The 20898-nt window shown below is 65.2% G+C and carries 19 protein-coding genes; 14 read left to right on the top strand and 5 right to left on the bottom strand.

Annotated elements, in window-relative coordinates; translation table 11 throughout:
* Positions 1-49: 49 nt before the first annotated feature.
* Both gshA and LK540_RS15575 read left to right on the top strand, forming a co-directional pair.
* A complete protein-coding gene (gshA, locus tag LK540_RS15580) occupies positions 50-1351 on the top strand; it encodes a glutamate--cysteine ligase (protein WP_229438218.1) in 1302 nt (433 codons plus the stop codon).
* Positions 1352-1469: 118 nt separating this feature from the next.
* The gene (locus LK540_RS15575) at positions 1470-2366 is read left to right on the top strand and encodes an alpha/beta hydrolase (protein WP_229438217.1); all 897 of its coding nucleotides are present in this window, start codon (positions 1470-1472) and stop codon (positions 2364-2366) included.
* 135 nt (positions 2367-2501) lie between these two features.
* Here LK540_RS15575 and LK540_RS15570 read toward each other — a convergent pair whose 3' ends face one another.
* Positions 2502-3323 (bottom strand): class I SAM-dependent methyltransferase, encoded by an 822-nt coding sequence (locus tag LK540_RS15570; protein ID WP_229438216.1) that lies wholly within the window; start codon positions 3321-3323, stop codon positions 2502-2504.
* Between the two features lie 144 nt (positions 3324-3467).
* Between LK540_RS15570 and gshB the strand changes: the two genes are divergently transcribed.
* From gshB to LK540_RS15530, 8 genes are all read left to right on the top strand, one after another.
* Entirely contained in the window at positions 3468-4415 is a 948-nt protein-coding gene (gene gshB / locus LK540_RS15565; RefSeq protein ID WP_229438215.1) for a glutathione synthase, read from the top strand.
* 2 nt (positions 4416-4417) lie between these two features.
* The gene (locus LK540_RS15560) at positions 4418-4822 is read left to right on the top strand and encodes a PTS sugar transporter subunit IIA (RefSeq protein ID WP_229438214.1); all 405 of its coding nucleotides are present in this window, start codon (positions 4418-4420) and stop codon (positions 4820-4822) included.
* Between the two features lie 71 nt (positions 4823-4893).
* A complete protein-coding gene (locus tag LK540_RS15555; RefSeq protein WP_229438213.1) occupies positions 4894-5163 on the top strand; it encodes an HPr family phosphocarrier protein in 270 nt (89 codons plus the stop codon).
* 36 nt (positions 5164-5199) lie between these two features.
* On the top strand, positions 5200-6954 hold the full coding sequence (gene ptsP, locus LK540_RS15550; protein ID WP_229438237.1) for a phosphoenolpyruvate--protein phosphotransferase: 1755 nt from the start codon (positions 5200-5202) through the stop codon (positions 6952-6954).
* A 52-nt stretch (positions 6955-7006) separates the two neighbouring features.
* Positions 7007-8155, top strand: coding sequence for a homoserine O-acetyltransferase (locus LK540_RS15545; RefSeq protein ID WP_267498801.1), 1149 nt, complete (start codon positions 7007-7009; stop codon positions 8153-8155).
* Positions 8152-8766 carry a methionine biosynthesis protein MetW gene (gene metW / locus LK540_RS15540; protein WP_229438212.1) on the top strand — a complete coding sequence of 205 codons (615 nt, stop codon included), beginning with the start codon at positions 8152-8154 and terminating at the stop codon, positions 8764-8766. The genes LK540_RS15545 and metW overlap by 4 nt, the downstream gene beginning before the upstream one ends.
* A gap of 352 nt (positions 8767-9118) precedes the next feature.
* On the top strand, positions 9119-10009 hold the full coding sequence (locus LK540_RS15535) for a M48 family metallopeptidase (protein ID WP_229438211.1): 891 nt from the start codon (positions 9119-9121) through the stop codon (positions 10007-10009).
* 3 nt (positions 10010-10012) lie between these two features.
* On the top strand, positions 10013-10936 hold the full coding sequence (locus LK540_RS15530) for a pseudouridine synthase (protein WP_229438210.1): 924 nt from the start codon (positions 10013-10015) through the stop codon (positions 10934-10936).
* Between the two features lie 3 nt (positions 10937-10939).
* On the opposite strand, the gene LK540_RS15525 is transcribed toward LK540_RS15530, so the two are convergent.
* Positions 10940-11710 (bottom strand): exodeoxyribonuclease III, encoded by a 771-nt coding sequence (locus tag LK540_RS15525; RefSeq protein ID WP_229438209.1) that lies wholly within the window; start codon positions 11708-11710, stop codon positions 10940-10942.
* A gap of 186 nt (positions 11711-11896) precedes the next feature.
* Here LK540_RS15525 and LK540_RS15520 point away from each other — a divergent pair, with 186 nt between their 5' ends.
* Genes LK540_RS15520 through LK540_RS15510 form a run of 3 tightly spaced genes read left to right on the top strand, consistent with a single transcriptional unit; the run spans position 11897 to position 15840 of the window.
* Positions 11897-14419, top strand: a complete 2523-nt coding sequence (locus LK540_RS15520) for an ATP-binding protein (protein ID WP_229438208.1) — start codon at positions 11897-11899, stop codon at positions 14417-14419.
* 52 nt (positions 14420-14471) lie between these two features.
* Positions 14472-15134, top strand: a complete 663-nt coding sequence (pyrE, locus tag LK540_RS15515) for an orotate phosphoribosyltransferase (RefSeq protein ID WP_229438207.1) — start codon at positions 14472-14474, stop codon at positions 15132-15134.
* Positions 15135-15150: 16 nt separating this feature from the next.
* Complete coding sequence (locus LK540_RS15510) at positions 15151-15840, top strand: DUF6624 domain-containing protein (RefSeq protein ID WP_229438206.1); 690 nt, start codon at positions 15151-15153, stop codon at positions 15838-15840.
* 164 nt (positions 15841-16004) lie between these two features.
* On the opposite strand, the gene gatB is transcribed toward LK540_RS15510, so the two are convergent.
* The 3 genes from gatB to gatC all read right to left on the bottom strand — a co-directional run bounded on the left by gatB (position 16005) and on the right by gatC (position 19407).
* The gene (gene gatB, locus LK540_RS15505) at positions 16005-17465 is read right to left on the bottom strand and encodes an Asp-tRNA(Asn)/Glu-tRNA(Gln) amidotransferase subunit GatB (protein WP_229438205.1); all 1461 of its coding nucleotides are present in this window, start codon (positions 17463-17465) and stop codon (positions 16005-16007) included.
* Between the two features lie 136 nt (positions 17466-17601).
* The gene (gatA, locus tag LK540_RS15500) at positions 17602-19077 is read right to left on the bottom strand and encodes an Asp-tRNA(Asn)/Glu-tRNA(Gln) amidotransferase subunit GatA (protein WP_229438204.1); all 1476 of its coding nucleotides are present in this window, start codon (positions 19075-19077) and stop codon (positions 17602-17604) included.
* Positions 19078-19107: 30 nt separating this feature from the next.
* The gene (gatC, locus tag LK540_RS15495) at positions 19108-19407 is read right to left on the bottom strand and encodes an Asp-tRNA(Asn)/Glu-tRNA(Gln) amidotransferase subunit GatC (protein ID WP_229438203.1); all 300 of its coding nucleotides are present in this window, start codon (positions 19405-19407) and stop codon (positions 19108-19110) included.
* Between the two features lie 321 nt (positions 19408-19728).
* Here gatC and LK540_RS15490 point away from each other — a divergent pair, with 321 nt between their 5' ends.
* Positions 19729-20772: a rod shape-determining protein gene (locus tag LK540_RS15490; protein ID WP_229438202.1), complete on the top strand. Its 1044-nt coding sequence runs from the start codon at positions 19729-19731 to the stop codon at positions 20770-20772.
* Positions 20773-20898: the final 126 nt, after the last annotated feature.

Here is a 20898-nt window from a genome sequence, read left to right as displayed (position 1 = left end):
CCAAGATAATGGGACTCATTGCCAAGAAGCCAATTAAGGACGTCCATTCATGGTTCCGCACCTCGCCACTGCCCTGACCGGCCCGCTGCTCGATCTGGAAAAGAAAATTCTCGATGCCACGCCGGCCATCGAACGCTGGTTCCGCCTGGAATGGCAGGAGCACACGCCGCCGTTTTACTGCTCGGTAGACCTGCGCAATGCCGGCTACAAGCTGGCGCCGGTCGACACCAATCTGTTCCCGGGCGGCTTCCACCACCTGGCCACGGAAATGCTGCCGCTCACCGTGCAGGCCGCCATGGCCGCGATCGACAAGTATTGTCCGGATGCGCGCAACCTGCTGCTGGTGCCGGAAGTCCACACCCGCAACCCCCAGTACCTGCAGAACGTGGCGCGCCTGATGCAGATCTTCCGCCAGACCGGCCTGCACGTGCGCCTGGGTTCGCTGTCGCCGGACGTCACCCAGCCAACCCCACTGGCGCTGCCGGACGGAAACATGCTGGTGGTCGAGCCGCTGGTGCGCTCGCCGAACGGCCGCCGCCTGGGCCTGGCCGACTTCGACCCCTGCACCATCCTGCTGAACAACGATCTCTCGGCCGGCATTCCGTCGGTGCTGGAAAACGTGCACGAGCAGTCGCTGCTGCCGCCGCTGCACGCCGGCTGGGCGCTGCGCCGCAAGAGCAATCACCTCAAGGCGCTGGACGAAGTGGCCAAGAAGTTCGGCAAGCTGATCGATATCGATCCGTGGATGGTCAATCCGCTGCACGCCAAGGTGAGCGACGTCGACCTGGAACACGACCAGGGCACCGAGGCGCTGGCCGATGCGGTGTCGTCGCTGCTGTCGAAGATCAAGAAGAAGTACAAGGAATACGGCATGAAGGAGCAGAAGCCCTTCGTGATCGTGAAGCCCGATGCCGGCACCTATGGCATGGGCGTGACCACGATCAAGGATGCCAGCGAAGTGCGCGACCTGACCCTCAAGCAGCGCGCCCGGATGTCGGTCATCAAGGACGGCGTGGCGGTGACCGACCTGGTGGTGCAGGAAGGCGTGCCGACCTTCGAGAACATCGACGACGCGGTGGCCGAGCCGGTGGTCTACATGATCGACCGTTACGTGGTAGGCGGCTTCTACCGCGTGCACGCCGAGCGTGGCGTCGACCAGAACCTGAATGCGCCGGGTTCGCAGTTCGTACCGCTGGCCTTTGCCCAGCAGCACGCGGTGCCGGACTTGAAGGCCAAGCCGGGCACGGCGGCGCCGAACCGCTTCTACGTGTATGGCGTGGTGGCGCGGCTGGGCTTGCTGGCAGCCTCGCTGGAGATGGAGCGGACCGATCCGAATCCGGAGGTGTATTGATGCGTCGGCTAGTGTGACGATACCGAGGGGCCCGTGATGGGCCCCTTTTTTATTTCTGTGACGCAGGCATTCTCTACTCAGCAATAATGTCTTGTTGACATCGTTGAAGGAGAAGCGCATGCGTGGTCGTCGATGGATAGTCGGTTCGTCGCTGCTGCTGCTGGGCGGGCTGGCGCTGAGTTGGTTTGCAGGAAGCAAGCTGGTGGCGGGGGCGCATTACGCGATCGCGCTGCCTGCCGGACTGCTTGCGCAAACGGTCACGCTGCCCACCGGGCACGGCCGCTCGGTGGAAGGCTGGTTCCTGCGCGGGGACGGGAAGGGCGCGGTCCTGCTGCTGCATGGCATCCGCGCCGACCGGCGCCAGATGCTGGACCGGGCACGCTTCCTGCACGCTGCCGGCTATTCCGTGCTGCTGATCGACTTGCCGGGACATGGCGCCAGCGCGGCGCCGCGGCTCACCTTTGGTCTCAGCGAAGCAGCCGGCGTAAAGGCGGCGCTGGCTTACCTGCGCGAGCAGGCGCCGGGCGAGGGGCTGGGCCTGATCGGCGTGTCGCTTGGTGCGGCGTCCTTCGTGCTGTGCCAGGATTGCCCGCAGGTGGATGCGGCGGTGCTGGAATCGATGTATCCGACCATCGAGGAAGCGGTGGAAGACCGCCTGCGCATGCGCCTGGGTGCGCTGGGTGTGCCGCTGTCGAAGCTGTTGCTGTGGCAGTTGCCGCTGCGCCTGGATATCACGCCGCAGCAACTGCGGCCGATCGAGCATCTGGCCGCGATCCGGGCGCCCTTGCTGCTGGCCTCGGGTGACCGGGACATGCACACGACGATTGATGAGACGCGCCGCCTTTACGGTGCGGCCGCCCAGCCGAAGGCTTTATGGGAGGTAGAGGGCGCGGTGCACCAGGACTTGCATGCGTTTGCGCCGGCGGCGTATGAAGAGCGCGTGTTGCGGTTTTTTGAGACGAGTTTTAGCACCCAAGGCAAGCATACGGCTGGAAGCCACGGCGTGAGCAATTAATGGCAGCCGGGCGGCAAGTTTGCAGCTGTTGAACGCGTGGACCGCGCATCTGCCGTGTGATTGCGTGCTGTCCGGTGTAGCCGTCCACCCTAGGGCCAAGGTCATGGCCCGGACCACCCTACGGACACGTCACCCCTATGCCTTTTTCTGCACCATGTACAAAAAGTGCGAACGCAGCGGCGGCGCCACGGCGGCCAGGGTTTCGGTGACTAGCGCCGGCAGCCCGGCCAGCGCGCGGCTGATGGGCGGCGCCAGCAGCAGGGTACGGTATTGCTGGCGCTCGCCGGGCCAGAAACCATCCAGTTCGCTGCGCGTGACGCGGCGCACGTGCGGGTTCTTCGGATTGTTGTAGCGGAAGTCAAACACCAGGCCCCAGCCGCCGGGCCGCAGCACGCGCCACATGTCGGCGGCCAGTTGCTGGCGTACTTCCTGGTCCAGGACCGAGGAAAACACGGTATTTGCCGCAATCAGGTCGGCGCTGGCGCCGGGCAGGGCGGCCAAGGAACCGCAATGCCAGCGTACACCGCTGGCGGTGCGCGGCGCGGCCAGGTCGAGCCGGTCTTGCTGCAACTCGGTGCCGATCAGGTTGGCTGGCGTGGCGCCCCAGTCGATCAGCTGGCGCAGGAAGCCGCCGGTGCCGCAGCCGACGTCCACCACCTGCACCTTGGCGAGATCGGTGCCGACGGTATCGGCCAGCATGCGCGACAGCACCCGTGCGCGCATGGCCTGCTGCAGGACGATATCGGGCCGGTGCCAGGCATAGCGGGCCAGCGCGGCGCCGCCGTGCCAGCCGCGGTAGACGCGCGCGATGCGCTCCTGCTCGCGCTCGGGGCTGTCGTCCGGGTTGTTGCCCGGACTGTTGTCTGGGTCGCGTTCGTGCTTGCTGGGTTGGTCGAGTTGGGCGTCCATGCAGCCATCGTCGCGCAGGCTACCCGCATCGGGTTTGCGCGCGCTCATGCGGGGGCGCGATACTGATCAATTTGCTCAGCGGCATTATGTGCCCAGCAGCATTATTTCAGTATTGGCCGAGGAAAGGCGCCCGGCCGCAGGGTTTCGGGTTTCCAGCTAAAATTGGTGGCATTACCTTAGCTGGACATACCCATGAAAATCGCTTTCCTCGCCGATCCGCTCACCGGTTTCAAGATCTACAAGGACTCGACCTTCGCCATGATGCGCGAAGCGGCGCGGCGCGGCCACGCGGTCTACGCCTTCCAGCAGCGCGACATGGCGCTGGAAGAAGGCATCGTCACGGCCGAAGTCACGCGCATCCACCTGACCGGGGACCCTGACGAATGGTACAAGGCCGACCCGGCCGAGGAAGTGCGCCTGTCCACTTTCGATGCCATCATCGAGCGCAAGGATCCGCCTTTCGACATGGAATACGTCTACGGCACCTATCTGCTGGAACTGGCGGAAAAGCAGGGCGCGCGCGTTTTCAACAGCCCGGCGGCGATCCGCGACCACAACGAAAAGCTGGCCATCGGCCAGTTCTCCGAGTTCACCTCGCCGACCCTGGTGTCGTCGTCGGAGAAACGCCTGCGCGCCTTCCACGCCAAGCACGGCGACGTGATCTTCAAGCCGCTCGACGGCATGGGCGGCACCGGCATCTTCCGCGTAAAGGCGGACGCGATGAACCTGGGCGCGATCATCGAAACCCTGAGCGACAACGGCAAACGCACCATTATGGTGCAGAAGTACATTCCCGAGATCGTGAAGGGCGACAAGCGCATCCTGGTCATCGGCGGCAAGCCGGTGCCGTTCGCGCTGGCGCGCATCCCGCAGGGCACCGAAGTGCGCGGCAACCTGGCCGCTGGCGGCATCGGCGTGGCCCAGCCGATCACCGAGCGCGACCGTCAGATCGCCGAAGCCCTGGGCCCGGTGCTGGCCGAGCGTGGGCTGTTGCTGGTAGGATTAGATGTGATCGGCGATTTCCTGACCGAAGTAAACGTAACCAGCCCGACCTGCTTCCAGGAGATCACCGACCAGACTGGTTTCGACGTGGCCGCGATGTTCATCGACGCGGTCGAACAGCAGGTGACTGAAAGATAATCATGGTAGGGATTTTGCTCCTGACCCACGCACCATTGGGACAGGCATTCATCGCGGCGGTCGCGCACGTGTTTCGCGGACCGACCGAGCGCTTCGAGGCCATCGACGTGGCGGCCGACGAAGACACGCGCGCCGTCAATTGCAAGGCGAAAGAGGCGATCGCGCGCCTGGACGACGGCGACGGCGTCCTGGTGATCACCGACATCAAGGGCGGCACGCCGTCGAACTGCTGCAATTCGCTGCACGACGCCGGCCACGTGGAAGTCATCGCCGGCATCAGTCTGCCGATGCTGCTGCGTGCGATCACGTATCGGCGCGACACGCTCGACGTGGTGGTGGAAATGGCGCTGGCGGGCGCCCAGAACGGCGCGGTGCGGGTCGATAACCGCATCCGCGTCGGTTCCTGATATTTTTGTAGTAGACGAGGGCGCCAGGCGTCCTTTTTTGGCGTACGCAGTTTGAGAACAAAAGATAAAACATGATTCAGCAAGAACTCGAAATCATCAACAAACTGGGCCTGCACGCCCGCGCATCCGCCAAATTCACCCAACTGGCCGCGAAATACAAAAGCGACGTCTGGCTCACCCGTAACGGCCGCCGCATCAACGCCAAGTCCATCATGGGCGTGATGATGCTGGCCGCCGGCAAGGGCGCGAAGGTGACCCTGGAAGCGGATGGCCCGGACGAAGCCGATGCGGTCACCGCCCTGACTGGCCTGATCAACGACCGCTTCGGCGAAGGCGAATAAATGCCCGACGCTGGCCGCTACCGTTCGGGACCATCGATGGCTTCGTTCACGCTCCACGGCATTCCGGTTTCGCGCGGCATCTCGATCGGCCGCGCGCACCTGCTTACGCCTGCCGCGCTGGACGTCAAGCACTACCTGGTTCCGCAAGAGCAGGTCGAGGCGGAAGTCAAACGCCTGCAGGATGCGATCGCCGCCGTGCACCGCAACCTGCAGGAGCTGTGGACCGATTTGCCGAAGGATGCGCCGACCGAACTGGGCGCCTTCATCGACGTCCATGCGCTGATCCTGTCCGACCCGCTGATCTCGGAAGCGCCGCTCGACATCATCCGCATGCGCCACTACAACGCCGAGTGGGCGCTGGTGACGCAGATCGACGAGCTCTCGGCCCAGTTCGACGAGATCGAGGACGAGTACCTGCGCGAGCGCAAGCAGGACATCCAGCAGGTCGCCGAGCGCGTGCTGAAGGTCCTGATGGGCACCGCCTTGAGCGTGCCGCCCATCCTGGCCGGCGACGACGACTACCACCCGCAGATGATCGTGGTCGCCCATGACATCTCGCCGGCCGACATGCTGGCCTTCCGTGACCGTTCCTTCATCGGCTTCGTTACCGACGTCGGCGGCCAGAACTCGCACACGGCGATTGTCGCGCGCTCGCTCGACATTCCGGCGGCCGTCGGCATGAGCCAGGCTTCGCGCCTGGTCGAGCAGGACGACTGGATCATCGTCGACGGCGATGCCGGCGTGGTGATCTGTAATCCGAGCCAGCTGGTGCTGGAGCAGTACCGCGCGCGCCAGGCCGCGCTGGTGAAAGCGCGCAAGCGCCTGCTGAAGCTGAAGAAGACCCCGGCCGTGACCAAGGACGGTACCGCGATCCGCCTGCTGGCGAATATCGAGCTGCCCGACGACTGCCCGCACGCGCTGGAAGCGGGTGCGAATGGCGTCGGTCTGTTCCGCTCCGAATTCCTGTTCATGGCGCGCGGCGCCGACGGCCTGAAGATCCCGAGCGAGGACGAACAGTTCGAGCAGTACCGGCGCGCCGTGGTGGCCATGAAAGGCCGCCCGGTAACGATCCGCACGCTCGATGTCGGCGCCGACAAGCCGCTCGACCCGACCGAGCATACGGCGCTCAATCCGGCCCTGGGCCTGCGCGCGATCCGCTACTGCCTGGCCGAGCCCCAGCTGTTCCTGACCCAGCTGCGTGCGATCCTGCGTGCCTCGGCATTCGGCAAGGTGCGCATCCTGATCCCGATGCTGGCGCATGCCTTCGAGATCGACCAGACCCTGAACATGATCGAGCAGGCCAAGGCCCAGCTGCGCGAACAGAACATCAAGTACGACCCGGAAGTCGAAGTCGGCGCCATGATCGAAATCCCGGCCGCCGCGCTGGCGCTGCCGATGTTCGTCAAGCGCATGGACTTCCTGTCGATCGGCACGAATGACCTGATCCAGTACACGCTGGCGATCGACCGCGTCGACTACGAAGTGGCCCACCTGTACAACCCGCTGCACCCGGCGGTGCTGCAGCTGATCGGCATGACCATTGCAGCAGGGCAGAAGGCCGGCATCGACGTCGCGGTGTGCGGCGAAATGGCGGGCGACATCAAGCTGACGCGCCTGCTGCTCGGCATGGGCCTGCGCGAATTCTCGATGCACCCGGCCCAGCTGCTGGCGGTGAAGCAGGAAATCCTCGGCGCCGACCTGGCCCAGATTGCCCCGCGAATGCGACGCATCATGCGCTCGATGGAACCGAACGAGATCGCCGAAGCGGTCGAACAGCTCCAACTCATTTAGTCATACCGGAGGCGGCCGATGCGCCGCCGACCACAATACCGAAGAAAGTCTCATGGGATCCCTAGGAACCGTCTCTCCCCAGGCGATGCATTTCGCCGAGCCGCTGCGCCTGCAAAGCGGCGCCCAGCTCGGCGACTACACGCTGATGTATGAAACCTACGGCACGCTGAACGCCGAGCGTTCCAACGCGGTGCTGATCTGCCACGCGCTGAACGCCTCGCACCACGTGGCCGGCACCTACGCCAACGAACCGAAAAGCGCCGGCTGGTGGGACAACATGGTCGGCCCCGGCAAGCCGGTCGACACCGACCGCTTCTTCGTCATCGGCGTGAACAACCTCGGCTCCTGCTTCGGCTCGACCGGCCCGATGCACACCAATCCGGCCACCGGCAAGCCCTACGGCGCGGCATTCCCGCTGCTGACGGTGGAAGACTGGGTCGCGGCCCAGGCACGTTTGGCCGACCGTCTCGGCATCGAGCAGTTCGCCGCCGTGATGGGCGGTTCGCTGGGCGGCATGCAGGCCCTGTCGTGGAGCATCCTGTTCCCCGAGCGCCTGCGCCACTGCATCGTGATCGCCTCCACGCCCAAGCTCTCGGCCCAGAACATCGCCTTCAACGACGTCGCGCGCCAGGCCATCCTGACCGACCCCGACTACCACGGCGGCGACTTCTACGAACACGGCATGGTGCCGAAGAACGGCCTGAAGGTGGCGCGCATGGTCGGCCACATCACCTATTTGTCGAACGACGACATGGCAGAGAAGTTCGGCCGCAAGCTGCGCAATGCCGCCGAGACCAACGACTACAAGTTCGACTTCGGCATCGACTTCGAGATCGAGTCCTACCTGCGCTACCAGGGCGACAAGTTCTCGGAATACTTCGACGCGAATACCTACCTGCTGATCACCAAGGCGCTCGACTACTTCGACCCGGCGCGCGAGCACGGCGGCGACCTGACCCGCGCGCTGTCGTCGACGAAAGCCCAGTTCCTGATCGCTTCCTTCACCACCGACTGGCGCTTCTCGCCGGAGCGCAGCCGCGAGATCGTCGAGGCCCTGATCTCGAACCGCCGCAAGGTGACCTACGCCGAAATCGACGCGCCGCACGGGCACGACGCCTTCCTGCTGGAAGACGCGCGCTACATGGGCGTGGTGCGGGCCTACTACGACCGCATCTGGGAAGAAGCCAAGGAGGGCGCATGAAATTCGAAGACTTGACCACCTTGCGTCCCGACCTGGCCTTCATCGCCGATTGGGTGGGCGAGGGTTCGCATGTGCTCGACGTCGGCTGCGGCGACGGCGCCATGTTGCGCTACCTGGAGACCGGCAAGCGCTGCACCGGCTACGGCATCGAGATCGCCGACGACAAGGTATTGGAAAGCACGCGGCGCGGCATCAGCGTCATCCAGCACGACATGGAACAGGGGCTCGACCTGTTCGGCGACAATGCCTTCGACACCGTGCTTTGCCTGTCCTCGCTGCAGATGATGCTGCACGTTGAGGCACGCCTGCGCGACATCGTGCGCGTGGGCGCCGAGGCGATCGTCTCGTTCCCGAACTTCGCCTACTGGCCGCACCGCGTGGCCTTGCTGAAGGGCCGCATGCCGGTATCGCGCACGCTGCCTTACCAGTGGTTCGATACGCCGAACGTGCGTTATGCGACCATCGACGACTTCAAGGAACTGGCCGAGGAGTGCGGGCTGGAGGTGCTGGAGTACGTGGCGCTGGCGGAGGGCAAACCGGTGAGCTTCCTGCCGAATCTGCGCGGGAGCCTGGCGGTGTTCAGGCTGCGCAAAAAGGCTAAGCGCGCATAAAAGACCTGCGCATCGAGCGGCGCCGCGGCCTTCGTGTGGCCTGCGGCCATGACCGTACGGTGGGCACTCCGTGCCCACGCGGAAGCCGGCGTCACGTTGGCCTTGTTGGGGCCGCGAGGTGATTTCTTTGTTACCGTGTGCAATGATCAGCCGATAACGTCCAAACACAGCCAACATAAGGCGACGTTCCGCGTGGGCACGGAGTGCCCACCGTACGGTCGAGGCCGCCATCTTCGGCAATGCCGCGTGACCTCGACAGTTGCGCCGGCCCCCGTTTGTCGTTATCGTGCGTACCCCATCCGCGCATTTCTGCGACGATGCTGTTGACAAAAACAGCACGCCACTTATTGCCATGAAAAAACTCAAACACATCGCCCTTTGCGCCGCCATGCTGGCCAGCGTCGGCACGCTGGGCACGGTCCAGGCCCAGGAAAAAGTCGTCCAGGACGGCATCGCCGTCAAGCCGCTGTCGCGCGTGCGCGTGCTGGTGCCGGAAGAGCAGATGAACGAGGCCGCTTCCCAGCAGTACCGCGAGATGCTGTCCCAGGCCCAGCAAAAGGGCGCCCTGGTCGCCGCCACCGATCCGCAAGTCAAACGCCTGCGCGCCGTGGCCCAGCGCATCATCCCGCATACCCCGCGCTGGAACCAATCCGCCAAGAACTGGCAATGGGAAGTCAACCTGTTCAACTCGAATCAGGTGAACGCCTTCTGCATGCCGGGCGGGCGCATCGGTTTCTTCACCGGCATTATCGACCAGCTGAAACTGAGCGACGACGAAATGGCCGCCATCATGGGCCACGAAATCGCCCACGCCCTGCGCGAACACGGCCGCGAGCGCACGGCCAAGTCCGGCATTACTTCGATGGTGGCGCGCGGCGCCGGGGCGCTCGGTTCGGCCATCTTCGGCATCGACCCGAGTATCACCAACACCGTCACCGGCCTGGTGGGGCAGGGCGTGGTGCTCAAATTCTCGCGCGACGAAGAGCGCGAAGCCGACCTGGTCGGCCTCGACATCGCGGCGCGCGCCGGCTACGACCCACGCGCCGGCATCGTCTTGTGGCGCAAGATGGCCATGCTGAACAAGGGCGCGCCGCCGGAATTCCTGTCGACCCACCCGGGCGGCGATACCCGCATCCACGACATGGAAAAGCACATGAACGTGCTGCTGCCGCTGTACGCACGCGCCAAGGGCACGACGGTGAACCAGCTTCCGCCTTACCGGGCCAACGTCGCGCTGAAGTAATCCATGGGTCGCCAGGCAGAAGCCAATTCGTATGTTCCGCTGCCGGTCCGCAACGGCGTCGCACCCAGCTACCTGTGGCTGACCGAAACGCGCGCCGGCGGCATGCTGCGCTTTCTGGCCGAGCGCTTTCCGGACGTGTCGCTGGAGTCGTGGGCGGCGCGTTTGCAACGCGGCGAAGTCGTCGACGCGCAGGGCAAGGTTCTGCAAGCGGACAGCCATGTCCGCCAGGGCATGCGCATCTGGTACTACCGCGAGCTGGACGAACCCGAGACGCCGATCCCGTTCCAGGAGCGCATCCTGTTCCAGGACCAGCACCTGCTGATCGTCGACAAGCCGCACTTCCTGCCGATGATCCCGACCGGGCGCTTCCTGCACGAGACGCTGCTGGTGCGCCTGAAGGCCCAGCTCGAATTGCCGCACCTGGTGCCGATCCACCGCCTGGACCGCGAAACGGCCGGCGTGGTGATCTTCTCGCACAACCCCGACACGCGCGGCAAGTACCAGTCGATGTTCCAGAAGCGCGTGGTGAAAAAGGTGTACGAGGCCCTGGCCGGCCCGATCGAAGGGCATGAATTTCCCTTCACCTACCGCAGCCGCATGCAGGATGCGGAACAGTTTTTTGTGAGCGAAGAAGTGCCGGGCGAGCCGAATTCGGAAACGGTCATCGAGATGGTCGAACGCCGCGGCGACGTGGTGCGCTACCGCCTGCATCCGCACACCGGGCGCAAGCACCAGCTGCGGCTGCACCTGTCTTCATTGGGCGCGCCGATCCTGAACGATGCCTTCTATCCGGTGGCGCTGCCCTGCAAGGGCGACGATTTCAGCGCGCCGCTGCAATTGCTGGCGCGCGCGATCAGTTTCGAGGATCCGTTGACGGGGGAGATGCGAACGTTCGAGAGCGAACGTTCGCTCGACTGGCCTGGGTAACAATCAGAGCTTGTAGTCGATAATCAGCGGCGCGTGATCCGAGAAGCGCTCGTCCTTGTACACCGACACCGCATGCGCCGTGGCGGCAATACCCGGCGTCGCCACGTGGTAGTCGATGCGCCACCCCACGTTGTTCGCCCAGGCCTGCCCGCGGTTGCTCCACCACGTATAGTCGGCCGCTTCCGGCGCCACCACGCGGTGCACGTCCACCAGGCCGAGTTCGTCGAAGATGCGGGTCATCCAGGCGCGTTCTTCCGGCAGGAAGCCCGAGTTCTTCTGGTTGCTCTTCCAGTTCTTCAGGTCGAGTTCCTTGTGCGCGATGTTCCAGTCGCCGCAGATCACCACCTCGCGCCCCTCGGCCTTTAATTCCTGCAAGTGCGGCAGGAAGGCTTCCATGAAGCGGAACTTGGCCAGCTGGCGCTCGGGCGAGGACGAGCCCGACGGCGCGTACAGCGAAATCACGGTGAGATTGCCGAAGTCGCAACGGGTATAGCGGCCTTCGGCGTCGAATTCCGCGCAGCCGAAGCCGATGCGCTTGTTGTCCGGCGCGCTGCGGCTATACACGCCGGTGCCCGAGTAGCCTTTCTTTTCGGCGTAGTGGAAGTGGCCATGGTAGCCGTGCGGCTTGAACAGCTCCTCGGTCATGTCGGCTTCCTGGCACTTCAGTTCCTGCACGCAGATGAAGTCGGCGTCCTGCTTGGCCAGCCAGTTGAAAAAACCCTTCTTGTGGGCGGAACGGATGCCGTTCAGGTTCGCGGAAATAATTCGTGGCATTGGTAGAGAGATAAGGAAAAGCGGGGAAGTGTGACCTGGCCGCAACGTGGGCGGGCCAATAGTGTAACCCGTTTTTCAAGGTCCGGAAATGCACCGGGGCAATCTGTTAAACTGGTATGCATGCGAAGTAATTTCCCTGCTTCACCTCTCTGCTCGCCTCCCTTGCCACTATCCCCGGAGTCCAATGTGTTGACCAGCCTCGACGACGCGCCGCAGCATGGCGCCGGTGGGCCTGCGCCTGCCGTTCACTTCTTCGATAGCGATACCGCCCTGCTCGACGAGGCCGCCGATTTCATCGACGCGGCCTTGCGCGCCGGCGGCGCCGGCCTCCTGTTCGCCACGCCTGAACATGTGGCCGAGCTGCGCCGGCGCCTGGCAGGATTCGGCAGCGCGGACGGCGGCGGCAACTGGTATCCGGGACGCCTGGCCGTACTCGACGCCGAAGAGACGCTGGCCGCCTTCATGCTGGACGGCCAGCCGGATGCGGGGCGCTTCCGCGCCATCGTCGGCAAGGCGCTGGCGGCGGCAGGGGCGAACGGCGGCCCGGTGCACGCGTTTGCCGAAATGGTGACGCTGCTGTCCGCGCGCGGCGAGTACGATGCCGCCGTGGGCCTCGAGCAGCTCTGGAATGCGCTCGGCAGCGACTACCATTTTTCGCTGTTCCGCGGTAGCCCGTCAGCACCCCTGGCAGCGGGCGGCGCATTCACGCACAAACCCATGCGCCAGCACGGCGCGGCCAGCGCGCAGCTGCAGAACCAGCAGCTCGAAGCCGAGATCGCACGCCGCAAGGCGGCCGAGCAGACGCTGCGCCGGCGCGAAAAGGAATTCGCCGACTTCGTCGAGAACGCCGCCGAAGGCCTGCACCGCGTGGCCGGCGACGGCACCATCGTCTGGGCCAACCGCGCCGAACTGCAGATGCTCGGCTACAGCTGGGACGAATACGTCGGCCACCACATCGCCGACTTCCACGTCGACGCCCCGGTCATCGAGCACATCCTGACCACCCTGGGCTCGGGCGGCACGCTGTACGACCAGCCGGCGCGCCTGCGCTGCAAGGATGGCTCGATTCGCCACGTGGTGATCCACTCGAACGGCTACTTCGAGGATGGCCAGCTGCGCTACACGCGCTGCTTCACGCGCGACGCCACCGAACGCCACCAGCGCGACGCCGCCCTGGCCCAGCGCGACCGCATGCTGCTCAACGCGCCGGTCGCCACCGCCTTGCTGGCAGGGCCGGAGCTGCGCTTCCGTCTGGCCAACCGCCGCTTCCACGAGCTGGTCGGACGCAGCGGCCTGGAAGGGCAGGCCTTCGGCGCCGCCTTCCCGCACTGGCAGGGCAGTGCCATCGCCGGCCTGCTCGAACAAGCTTATGCCAGCGCGCAGCCGGTGACGGTCGAAGAGTTGCGCGTCGAACTGGCGCGCGCCGATGGCGGTTTCGAGGAGCGCTACCTGCAGCTCAGCCTCGAACCCCTGAACGACCGTCCCGACCACAGCGCCGGCGAAGAGCAGGGCGTGATCCTGGTCGCGGCCGACGTCACCGAACAGGTGCGCAGCCGGCGCAGCCTGGAACGCGCCCATGCCGAGCGCGAGCAGCTGCTGGAAGAACTCACGGCGGCCAACCGCACCAAGGACGACTTCCTGGCCATGCTCGGCCACGAACTGCGCAATCCGCTGTCGCCGATCGTCACCGCGCTGCAGCTGATGCGCATGCGCGGCGAGAAAGCGGCGCTGCGCGAGCGCGAGATCATCGAGCGCCAGGTCGAGCACCTGGTGCGCCTGGTCGACGACCTGCTCGACGTGGCGCGTGCCACGCGCGGCCAGATCGAGCTGAAGATCGAGCTGGTCGACGTGTCCCTGCCCGTGACCAAGGCGGTCGAGATGGCCAGCCCGCTGCTGGCCCAGCGCGGCCACCGCCTCGCGCTCGAGATCGAGCCCGGCATGCTGTGGGAAGGCGACGCCATGCGCCTGGCCCAGGTGGTGTCGAACCTGCTGACGAATGCCGCGCGCTACACCGAGCCGGGCGGCGAAGTGAAGTTGCAGGCGCGCCGCGGCAACCCCGGCTGGCTGCGCATCGGCGTGTCCGACAACGGTATCGGCCTGGCGCCGGAGATGCTGGAGCAGGTATTCGGCTTGTTCTTCCAGGGCAAACGCAGCGTCGACCGCATCGAGGGCGGGCTCGGCATCGGGCTGGCGCTGGTGAGGAACATCGTGGAACTGCACGGCGGCTCGGTCGAGGCGCACAGCGGCGGGCTGGGGCAGGGCAGCGAATTCGTGGTGTGCCTGCCGCTCAAGAACAGCAACGCCGCCCCGGAAACCGCGGACACGGCCGAGGAGCCGCAACAGGCCGGCAAGCGCCAGCGCATCCTGGTCGTCGACGACAACGTCGACGCGGCCGACATGCTGGGCCAGCTGTTGACGGCGCATGGCCACAAGGTGGCGGTCTTCAACGATCCGTTCGCCGCGCTGGAAGCGGCAGGGCGCCTGCAGCCCGACCTCGCCGTGCTCGACATCGGCCTGCCCGGCCTGGACGGCTACGAACTGGCCACGCGCCTGCGCGCCGTGCTGGGGACGCACCCCTGCCGCCTGGTCGCCCTGTCCGGCTACGGCCAGGACGGAGACCGCCTGCGCAGCGAGGAAGCCGGCTTCGCCCGGCACCTGGTCAAGCCGATCGGCCCGGAACAGGTGGCGCAACTGGCCGCGGCGCCGTAACAGGAGTGGCGGCGCAGATTACAATACCGCTTTTCGCATACAGGAGAACAGCGTGAGCAATCTGCGCCAGGAGTTTATTGCGTTTTCGGTCGAGACCGAAGTCCTTCGATTCGGTGAATTCACGACCAAGGCCGGGCGCCTCTCGCCTTATTTCTTCAACGCCGGCCTGTTCCACGACGGCGCCACCCTGGGCCGCCTGGCCCGCTTCTACGCCCAGACCCTGCTGGCGTCCGGCGTCGAATTCGACATGCTGTTCGGCCCGGCCTACAAGGGCATTACCCTGGCATCGGCCACTGCCGTGGCGCTGGCCGCTGAAGGCCGCAATACGTCGTTCGCCTACAATCGCAAGGAAGCCAAGGACCACGGCGAAGGCGGCACCATCGTCGGCGCCAAACTGGCCGGCAAGGTCGTGATCGTCGACGACGTGATCTCGGCCGGTACTTCGGTGCGCGAATCGGTCGACATGATCCGCGCCGCCGGCGCCGAGCCGGCCGCCGTGCTGATCGCGCTCGACCGCATGGAGCGCTCGGGCAAGGACGGCGCGCTGTCGGAACATTCGGCGGTGCAGCAGGTGGCGCAGGAGTTCGGCATTCCGGTGATCTCGATCGCCAACCTCGACGACCTGTTCAGCTACCTGTCGAACGAAGCGGCGGGGGCGGACCTCGGTGCGCACAAGGAGGCGGTGGCGGCCTACCGCACCCGCTACGGGGTCTGAGGCGATGCGGCGCCTGATGCAAGCCGGCTGGGCGGCGCTGTGCGTGACGCTGCCCGCCTGTGCGCTGGCCGGCGAGACGGCCGCGCCCGCCACAGTCTGCCCCGGCGCGGCGGCCTGGGCGGCGGCGCACCCTGAGGAATCGGACGAGGCCGTGGCCCGGCGCGATGCCGCGCGCAGCCTCACCGACCCGCAACTGCGCGCCGAGCTGGCGAAACGCGTCGCCAGGGACCAGAAGGCGCGCACGGCGGCGGTCGCCAGGCCGGACAACGCGCGCGCCTGGCGCGAGGTCACCCTGGCCGACGAAAGCAACTTCAAGTGGCTGAAGGAACTGGTCGGCACCAGGGGCTTTCCCACCGCGGCCCAGGTGGGCGAGCAGGGCGTGACGCATGCCTGGCTGCTGGTGCACCATGCCGACCACAACCGCGATTTCCAGGCGGCGCTGCTGCCGGTGCTGCGCCAGCGCGCCATCGACGGCGAGCTGGGCCTGAGCGACTTCGCCAAGTTCACCGACCGGGTCCTGAAAGGCCATGGCCGGCCGCAGTACTACGGCACCCAGTTCCGGCCCGAGGAATGGGCCACGCCGCATTTCGGCCTGCCCGACGCAGCCAGCGTGCGCGAAGTGGAAGCGCACCGCCAGGAACTGGGCATCATGCCGCTCGCCGATTATGTCTGCATGATGAGCGAGGCGAGAAAACCGCGCAACTGAAGGATATATCTGAGTTTTCGCATGTTTTTTCTGATACTCCGAAACATTGGCGAAAAAGTGCTGATGACGGGCTGACTTTCTGGAATTCCGAAACAAGCCTTGTCATCGGCAATAAAAAAACCGGAGCATGCTCCGGTTTTTTTGTGCTTGCGAAACCAACAGGTTCAACCCGCCAGTTTCTGCTTCAACAGCTCGGTCACCTGGGCTGGGTTCGCCTTGCCTTTCGAGGCCTTCATGGTCTGGCCAATCAGCGCATTGATCGCCGCTTCCTTGCCGGCGCGGTACTGCTCGACCGACTTGGCGTTCGCGGCCAGCACCTCATCGACGATGGCTTCCAGCGCGCCCGTGTCCGAGATCTGCTTCAGGCCCTTCTGTTCGATGACGGTGTCGGCCAGGTTTTCGTCGGTGGACTTGGCTTCCCACATCGCCGCGAACACTTCCTTGGCCGCCTTGTTCGAAATCGTGCCGTCGGCGATGCGCTTGACCAGCAGGGCCAGCTGCGAGGCTTCCACCGGCGAGGCGGTAATCTCGACGCCCTCGCGGTTCAGGGTGGAGGAGACATCGCCCATCATCCAGTTGGCGATGACCTTGGCGTTCTCCTTGCCGGCTTTCGCCACCACGGCTTCGTAGTAGTTGGCCATGCCCTGCGACGAGGTCAGGATCAGGGCGTCGTATTCCGGCAGGCCGTAGTCGCCGGTGAAGCGGGCGCGCATCGCGGCCGGCAGTTCCGGCATGCTGGCCTTCACGCGCTCGATCCATTCCTGCGAAATCGCCAGCGGCGGCAGGTCCGGGTCGGGGAAGTAGCGGTAATCCTGCGCGTCTTCCTTCGAGCGCATGGCGCGGGTTTCCTTACGGTCCGGGTCCCACAGGCGGGTAGCTTGCTGGACCTTGCCGCCGTCTTCGATCAGCTCGATCTGGCGCCGCACCTCGTAGTGGATCGCTTCTTCCATGAAGCGGAAGGAGTTCAGGTTCTTGATCTCGCAGCGGGTGCCGAATTCCTGCTGGCCCATCGGGCGCACCGAGACGTTGACGTCGCAGCGGAAGGAACCTTCCTGCATGTTGCCGTCGCAGACGCCGAGCCACATCACCAGGCCGTGCAGGGCCTTGGCGTAGGCCACGGCTTCGGCGGCACTGCGCATCTCCGGTTCCGACACGATTTCGAGCAGCGGCGTGCCGGCGCGGTTCAGGTCGATGCCGGTCATGCCGGCGTAGTCTTCGTGCAGCGATTTACCGGCGTCTTCTTCCAGGTGGGCCCGGGTCAGGTTGACGGTCTTCGTCTCCAGCTTGCCGTCTTTTTCGAAGGCGAAGGTGAGTGTGCCGCCCTGGACCACCGGTTCCTCGAACTGGCTGATCTGGTAGCCCTTCGGCAGGTCGGGGTAGAAGTAGTTCTTGCGCGCGAAGACCGAGTGCGGCGCGATCTTTGCGCCCACTGCCAGGCCGAAGCGGATGGCGCGTTCGACGGCGCCCTTGTTCATCACGGGCAGCACGCCCGGCAGGGCCAGGTCCACGGGGCTGGCCTGCGTGTTCGGCTCGGCGCCGAACTGGATCGAGCTGCCGCTGAAGATTTTCGAGTTGGTCGTGAGCTGGACGTGGTTCTCAAGACCGATGACGACTTCCCATTGCATAATATTCTCTCTTTTCTGTCGGTTCGCGTCTGTTTGCAGTGCCTTGTTTGCGGTGCGGCTGCGGAGCCGCTCTACCGCGTGGGCACAGGTGCCCACCCTACAAATTCAAACCCGTAACCGTACGTGTCGTTGTCCGTTAGACGCCATCCGGTGCGCGTTGGTGCCAGTCGGTGACTTGCTGGTACTGGTGCGCGATGTTCAGCAGCTTGGCTTCGGCAAAGTAATTGCCGATGATTTGCAGGCCGACCGGACGCTTGGCGTTCTTTTCTCCTTGGCCGAAGCCGCAAGGGATCGACATGCCGGGCAGGCCGGCCAGGCTGGTCGACAGGGTGTAGATGTCGGCCAGGTAGTTGGCGACCGGGTCGTTGGCCTTGTCGCCCAAGTCCCAGGCCACCGTCGGGGCGACCGGTCCCATGATCACGTCGCATTTGTCGGCGAACGCGGCCTGGAAGTCGTCGGCGATCAGGCGGCGGATCTTTTGCGCCTGCACGTAGTAGGCGTCGTAGTAGCCGTGGCAGAGCACATAGGTGCCGACCATGATGCGGCGCTGGACTTCGCGGCCGAAGCCTTCGGCGCGCGTCTTCTTGTACATGTCCTGCAGATCCTTGTACTCGCTGGCGCGGTGGCCGTAGCGCACGCCGTCGAAGCGCGACAGGTTCGACGAGGCCTCGGCCGGGGCGATGATGTAGTAGGTCGGGATCGACAGCGAAGTCTTCGGCAGCGAGATGTCGACCAGGGTCGCGCCCAGCTTGACGAACTGTTCCAGCGCGGCGCGCACTGCGGCTTCCACATCGGAAGCCAGGCCTTCGCCGAAGTATTCGCTCGGCACGCCGATGCGCAGGCCGGTGAGCGGCTGGTTCAACTCGCGCGTGAAGTCTTCCTGCAGGTTGCCCTGTTCCGGCGTCAGGCTGGTCGAATCGCGCACGTCGTGGCCGACCATGTCGTTCAGCAGCAGGGCGCAGTCTTCGGCGGTCTGGGCGATCGGGCCGCCCTGGTCGAGCGAGGAAGCGAACGCGATCATGCCGAAGCGCGACACGCGGCCGTAGGTCGGCTTGATGCCGGTAACGCCGCAGAAGGCGGCCGGCTGGCGGATCGAGCCGCCGGTGTCGGTGGCGGTGGCGGCCGGCGCCAGGCGCGCGGCGATCGCGGCGGCCGAACCGCCCGAGGAGCCGCCCGGGACCGCTTGCGCATCCCAGGGATTGTGCACCGGCGCGAAGGCCGAGTTCTCGTTCGACGAGCCCATCGCGAATTCGTCGAGGTTCACCTTGCCCAGCGTGACCATGCCGGCGCTGTTGAAGCGCTCAACCACGGTGGCGTCGAAGGGGCTGACGTAGTTGGCCAGCATCTTCGAGCCGGCAGTCGTGCGCCAGCCGCGCGTGACGAAGATATCCTTGTGGGCGATCGGGACGCCGGTGAGGGGACCGGCGGTGCCTTCGGCGATGCGCGCATCGGCGGCGGCGGCCTGGGCCAGCGTCAGTTCCGGGTCGACGTGCAGGAAGGCGTTGTGTCCGCTGGCCTCGATGCGGCCCAGGTAGTGGCGGGTCAGCTCGGTGCTGGAGATCTGCTTCGCGTGCAGCAGCGCCGACAGCTCTTTGATAGTCTTGTTATGCATATGCGTGTTCTGTTCGTAGAAGCGGCAGGATTACTCGATCACCTTCGGCACCAGGTACAAGCCGTCCTGGGCCTTCGGGGCCGGCGCCTGGTAGGCGTCGCGGCGGTTGTCTTCCGTGACCTCGTCTTCGCGCAGGCGCAGCGGCAGGGCCAGGATCGCGGCCAGCGGATGCGCCAGCGGCGCGACGCCGGTGGTGTCGACCGCCTGCATCTGTTCGGCCAGGGCGAAAATGCCGTTCAGCTCGGACAGCGCGGTTTCGGCGTGGGCGTCGTCCATATCGAGCTGGGCCAGGTTGGCGATCCGTTTTACGTCTGAAAGAGTCAGGGACATGGCAAAGGGCGCGGCCGGGGCCGCGTTCAAAGTGTGGTTGGGCGAATAACGATATGGCGGCACACGATGTTGAACAGCGTGCTACGGTCGATAAAACCTTGCTAATACCGTCGATCTCGCTTCAAGAACTAGGGGGTAAAACCACCTGTTTTCAGCGTTTAATCGGTAAATTATAAGGTAGAATGGCGGGCTAATGCGTGGTCGGCGCCGAATGAGCGCGGCCAATCAGCTATACGAAGACCGCCGGGCGCTGGCAGGGCCGACGCGGCAAGAACACTCCCGATTAATTGTTAGGCGCGGCTAACGCGCATCAGGACACACATGTTTGGTTCTTTACGCAGCTACTTCTCGAACGACCTGGCCATCGACCTGGGTACCGCCAATACGCTGATCTACGTGCGCGGCCAGGGCATCGTGCTGGACGAACCGTCGGTCGTGGCGATCCGCCAGCAAGGCGGCCCGAACGGCAAGAAAACGATCCAGGCGGTCGGCCAGAAGGCCAAGCAGATGCTGGGCAAGGTGCCGGGCAACATCGAGGCGATCCGCCCGATGAAGGACGGCGTGATCGCCGACTTCACCGTCACCGAAGAAATGCTCAAGCAGTTCATCCGCATGGTGCACGATTCGAAGTTCTTCCGCCCGTCGCCGCGCATCATCATTTGCGTGCCTTGCGGTTCGACCCAGGTCGAGCGCCGCGCGATCCGCGAATCGGCGCTCGGCGCCGGCGCTTCGCAGGTGTTCCTGATCGAAGAGCCGATGGCCGCCGCCCTCGGCGCCGGCCTGCCGGTCTCGGACGCCACCGGCTCGATGGTGGTCGACATCGGCGGCGGCACCACCGAAGTGGGCATCATCTCGCTGGGCGGCATGGTCTACAAGGGCTCGGTGCGCGTGGGCGGCGACAAGTTCGACGAAGCCATCGTCAATTACATCCGCCGCAACTACGGCATGCTGATCGGCGAACAGACCGCCGAGGCGATCAAGAAGGCCATCGGTTCGGCCTTCCCGGGTTCGGAAGTCAAGGAAATGGAAGTCAAGGGCCGCAATTTGTCCGAAGGCATCCCGCGTGCCTTCACGATTTCGAGTAACGAGATCCTGGAAGCGCTGACCGACCCGCTGAACAACATCGTCTCGGCCGTCAAGAACGCGCTCGAACAGACCCCGCCGGAACTGGGCGCCGACATCGCCGAGAAGGGCATGATGCTGACCGGCGGCGGCGCACTGCTGCGCGACCTCGACCGCCTGCTGATGGAAGAGACCGGCCTGCCGGTGCTGGTGGCCGAAGACCCGCTGACCTGCGTGGTGCGCGGCTCGGGCATGGCGCTCGATCACAACGACAAGCTGGGCTCGATCTTCTCGTACGAGTAAGCCGGGAAGCGCGCCCTGCAGCGGCCGCACCGGCCGGTTGTCGAGAAAAAAGCGTGGGCAGTGGAACGGCGTCGCCGTGCCCCTGCCCATTCGCCTATTCCGTTATCGGGTTCGCCCGGTCTTAAT

This window comes from Massilia sp. IC2-278 (assembly GCF_020708045.1).
GTDB lineage: Bacteria > Pseudomonadota > Gammaproteobacteria > Burkholderiales > Burkholderiaceae_D > Telluria.
This window is presented reverse-complemented; position numbering and strand designations above follow the sequence as displayed.

Coding starts and splice junctions, on each gene's coding strand:
- LK540_RS15510 (WP_229438206.1), top strand. CDS start 15,151: ATGCAAGCCGGCTGGGCGGCGCTGTGCGTGACGCTGCCCGCCTGTGCG.
- LK540_RS15535 (WP_229438211.1), top strand. CDS start 9,119: ATGAAAAAACTCAAACACATCGCCCTTTGCGCCGCCATGCTGGCCAGC.
- LK540_RS15525 (WP_229438209.1), bottom strand. CDS start 11,710: ATGCCACGAATTATTTCCGCGAACCTGAACGGCATCCGTTCCGCCCAC.
- LK540_RS15530 (WP_229438210.1), top strand. CDS start 10,013: ATGGGTCGCCAGGCAGAAGCCAATTCGTATGTTCCGCTGCCGGTCCGC.
- LK540_RS15490 (WP_229438202.1), top strand. CDS start 19,729: ATGTTTGGTTCTTTACGCAGCTACTTCTCGAACGACCTGGCCATCGAC.
- LK540_RS15555 (WP_229438213.1), top strand. CDS start 4,894: ATGATTCAGCAAGAACTCGAAATCATCAACAAACTGGGCCTGCACGCC.
- LK540_RS15570 (WP_229438216.1), bottom strand. CDS start 3,323: ATGAGCGCGCGCAAACCCGATGCGGGTAGCCTGCGCGACGATGGCTGC.
- gatB (WP_229438205.1), bottom strand. CDS start 17,465: ATGCAATGGGAAGTCGTCATCGGTCTTGAGAACCACGTCCAGCTCACG.
- gshB (WP_229438215.1), top strand. CDS start 3,468: ATGAAAATCGCTTTCCTCGCCGATCCGCTCACCGGTTTCAAGATCTAC.
- metW (WP_229438212.1), top strand. CDS start 8,152: ATGAAATTCGAAGACTTGACCACCTTGCGTCCCGACCTGGCCTTCATC.
- LK540_RS15545 (WP_267498801.1), top strand. CDS start 7,007: ATGGGATCCCTAGGAACCGTCTCTCCCCAGGCGATGCATTTCGCCGAG.
- gatC (WP_229438203.1), bottom strand. CDS start 19,407: ATGTCCCTGACTCTTTCAGACGTAAAACGGATCGCCAACCTGGCCCAG.
- LK540_RS15575 (WP_229438217.1), top strand. CDS start 1,470: ATGCGTGGTCGTCGATGGATAGTCGGTTCGTCGCTGCTGCTGCTGGGC.
- ptsP (WP_229438237.1), top strand. CDS start 5,200: ATGGCTTCGTTCACGCTCCACGGCATTCCGGTTTCGCGCGGCATCTCG.
- gshA (WP_229438218.1), top strand. CDS start 50: ATGGTTCCGCACCTCGCCACTGCCCTGACCGGCCCGCTGCTCGATCTG.
- LK540_RS15560 (WP_229438214.1), top strand. CDS start 4,418: ATGGTAGGGATTTTGCTCCTGACCCACGCACCATTGGGACAGGCATTC.
- gatA (WP_229438204.1), bottom strand. CDS start 19,077: ATGCATAACAAGACTATCAAAGAGCTGTCGGCGCTGCTGCACGCGAAG.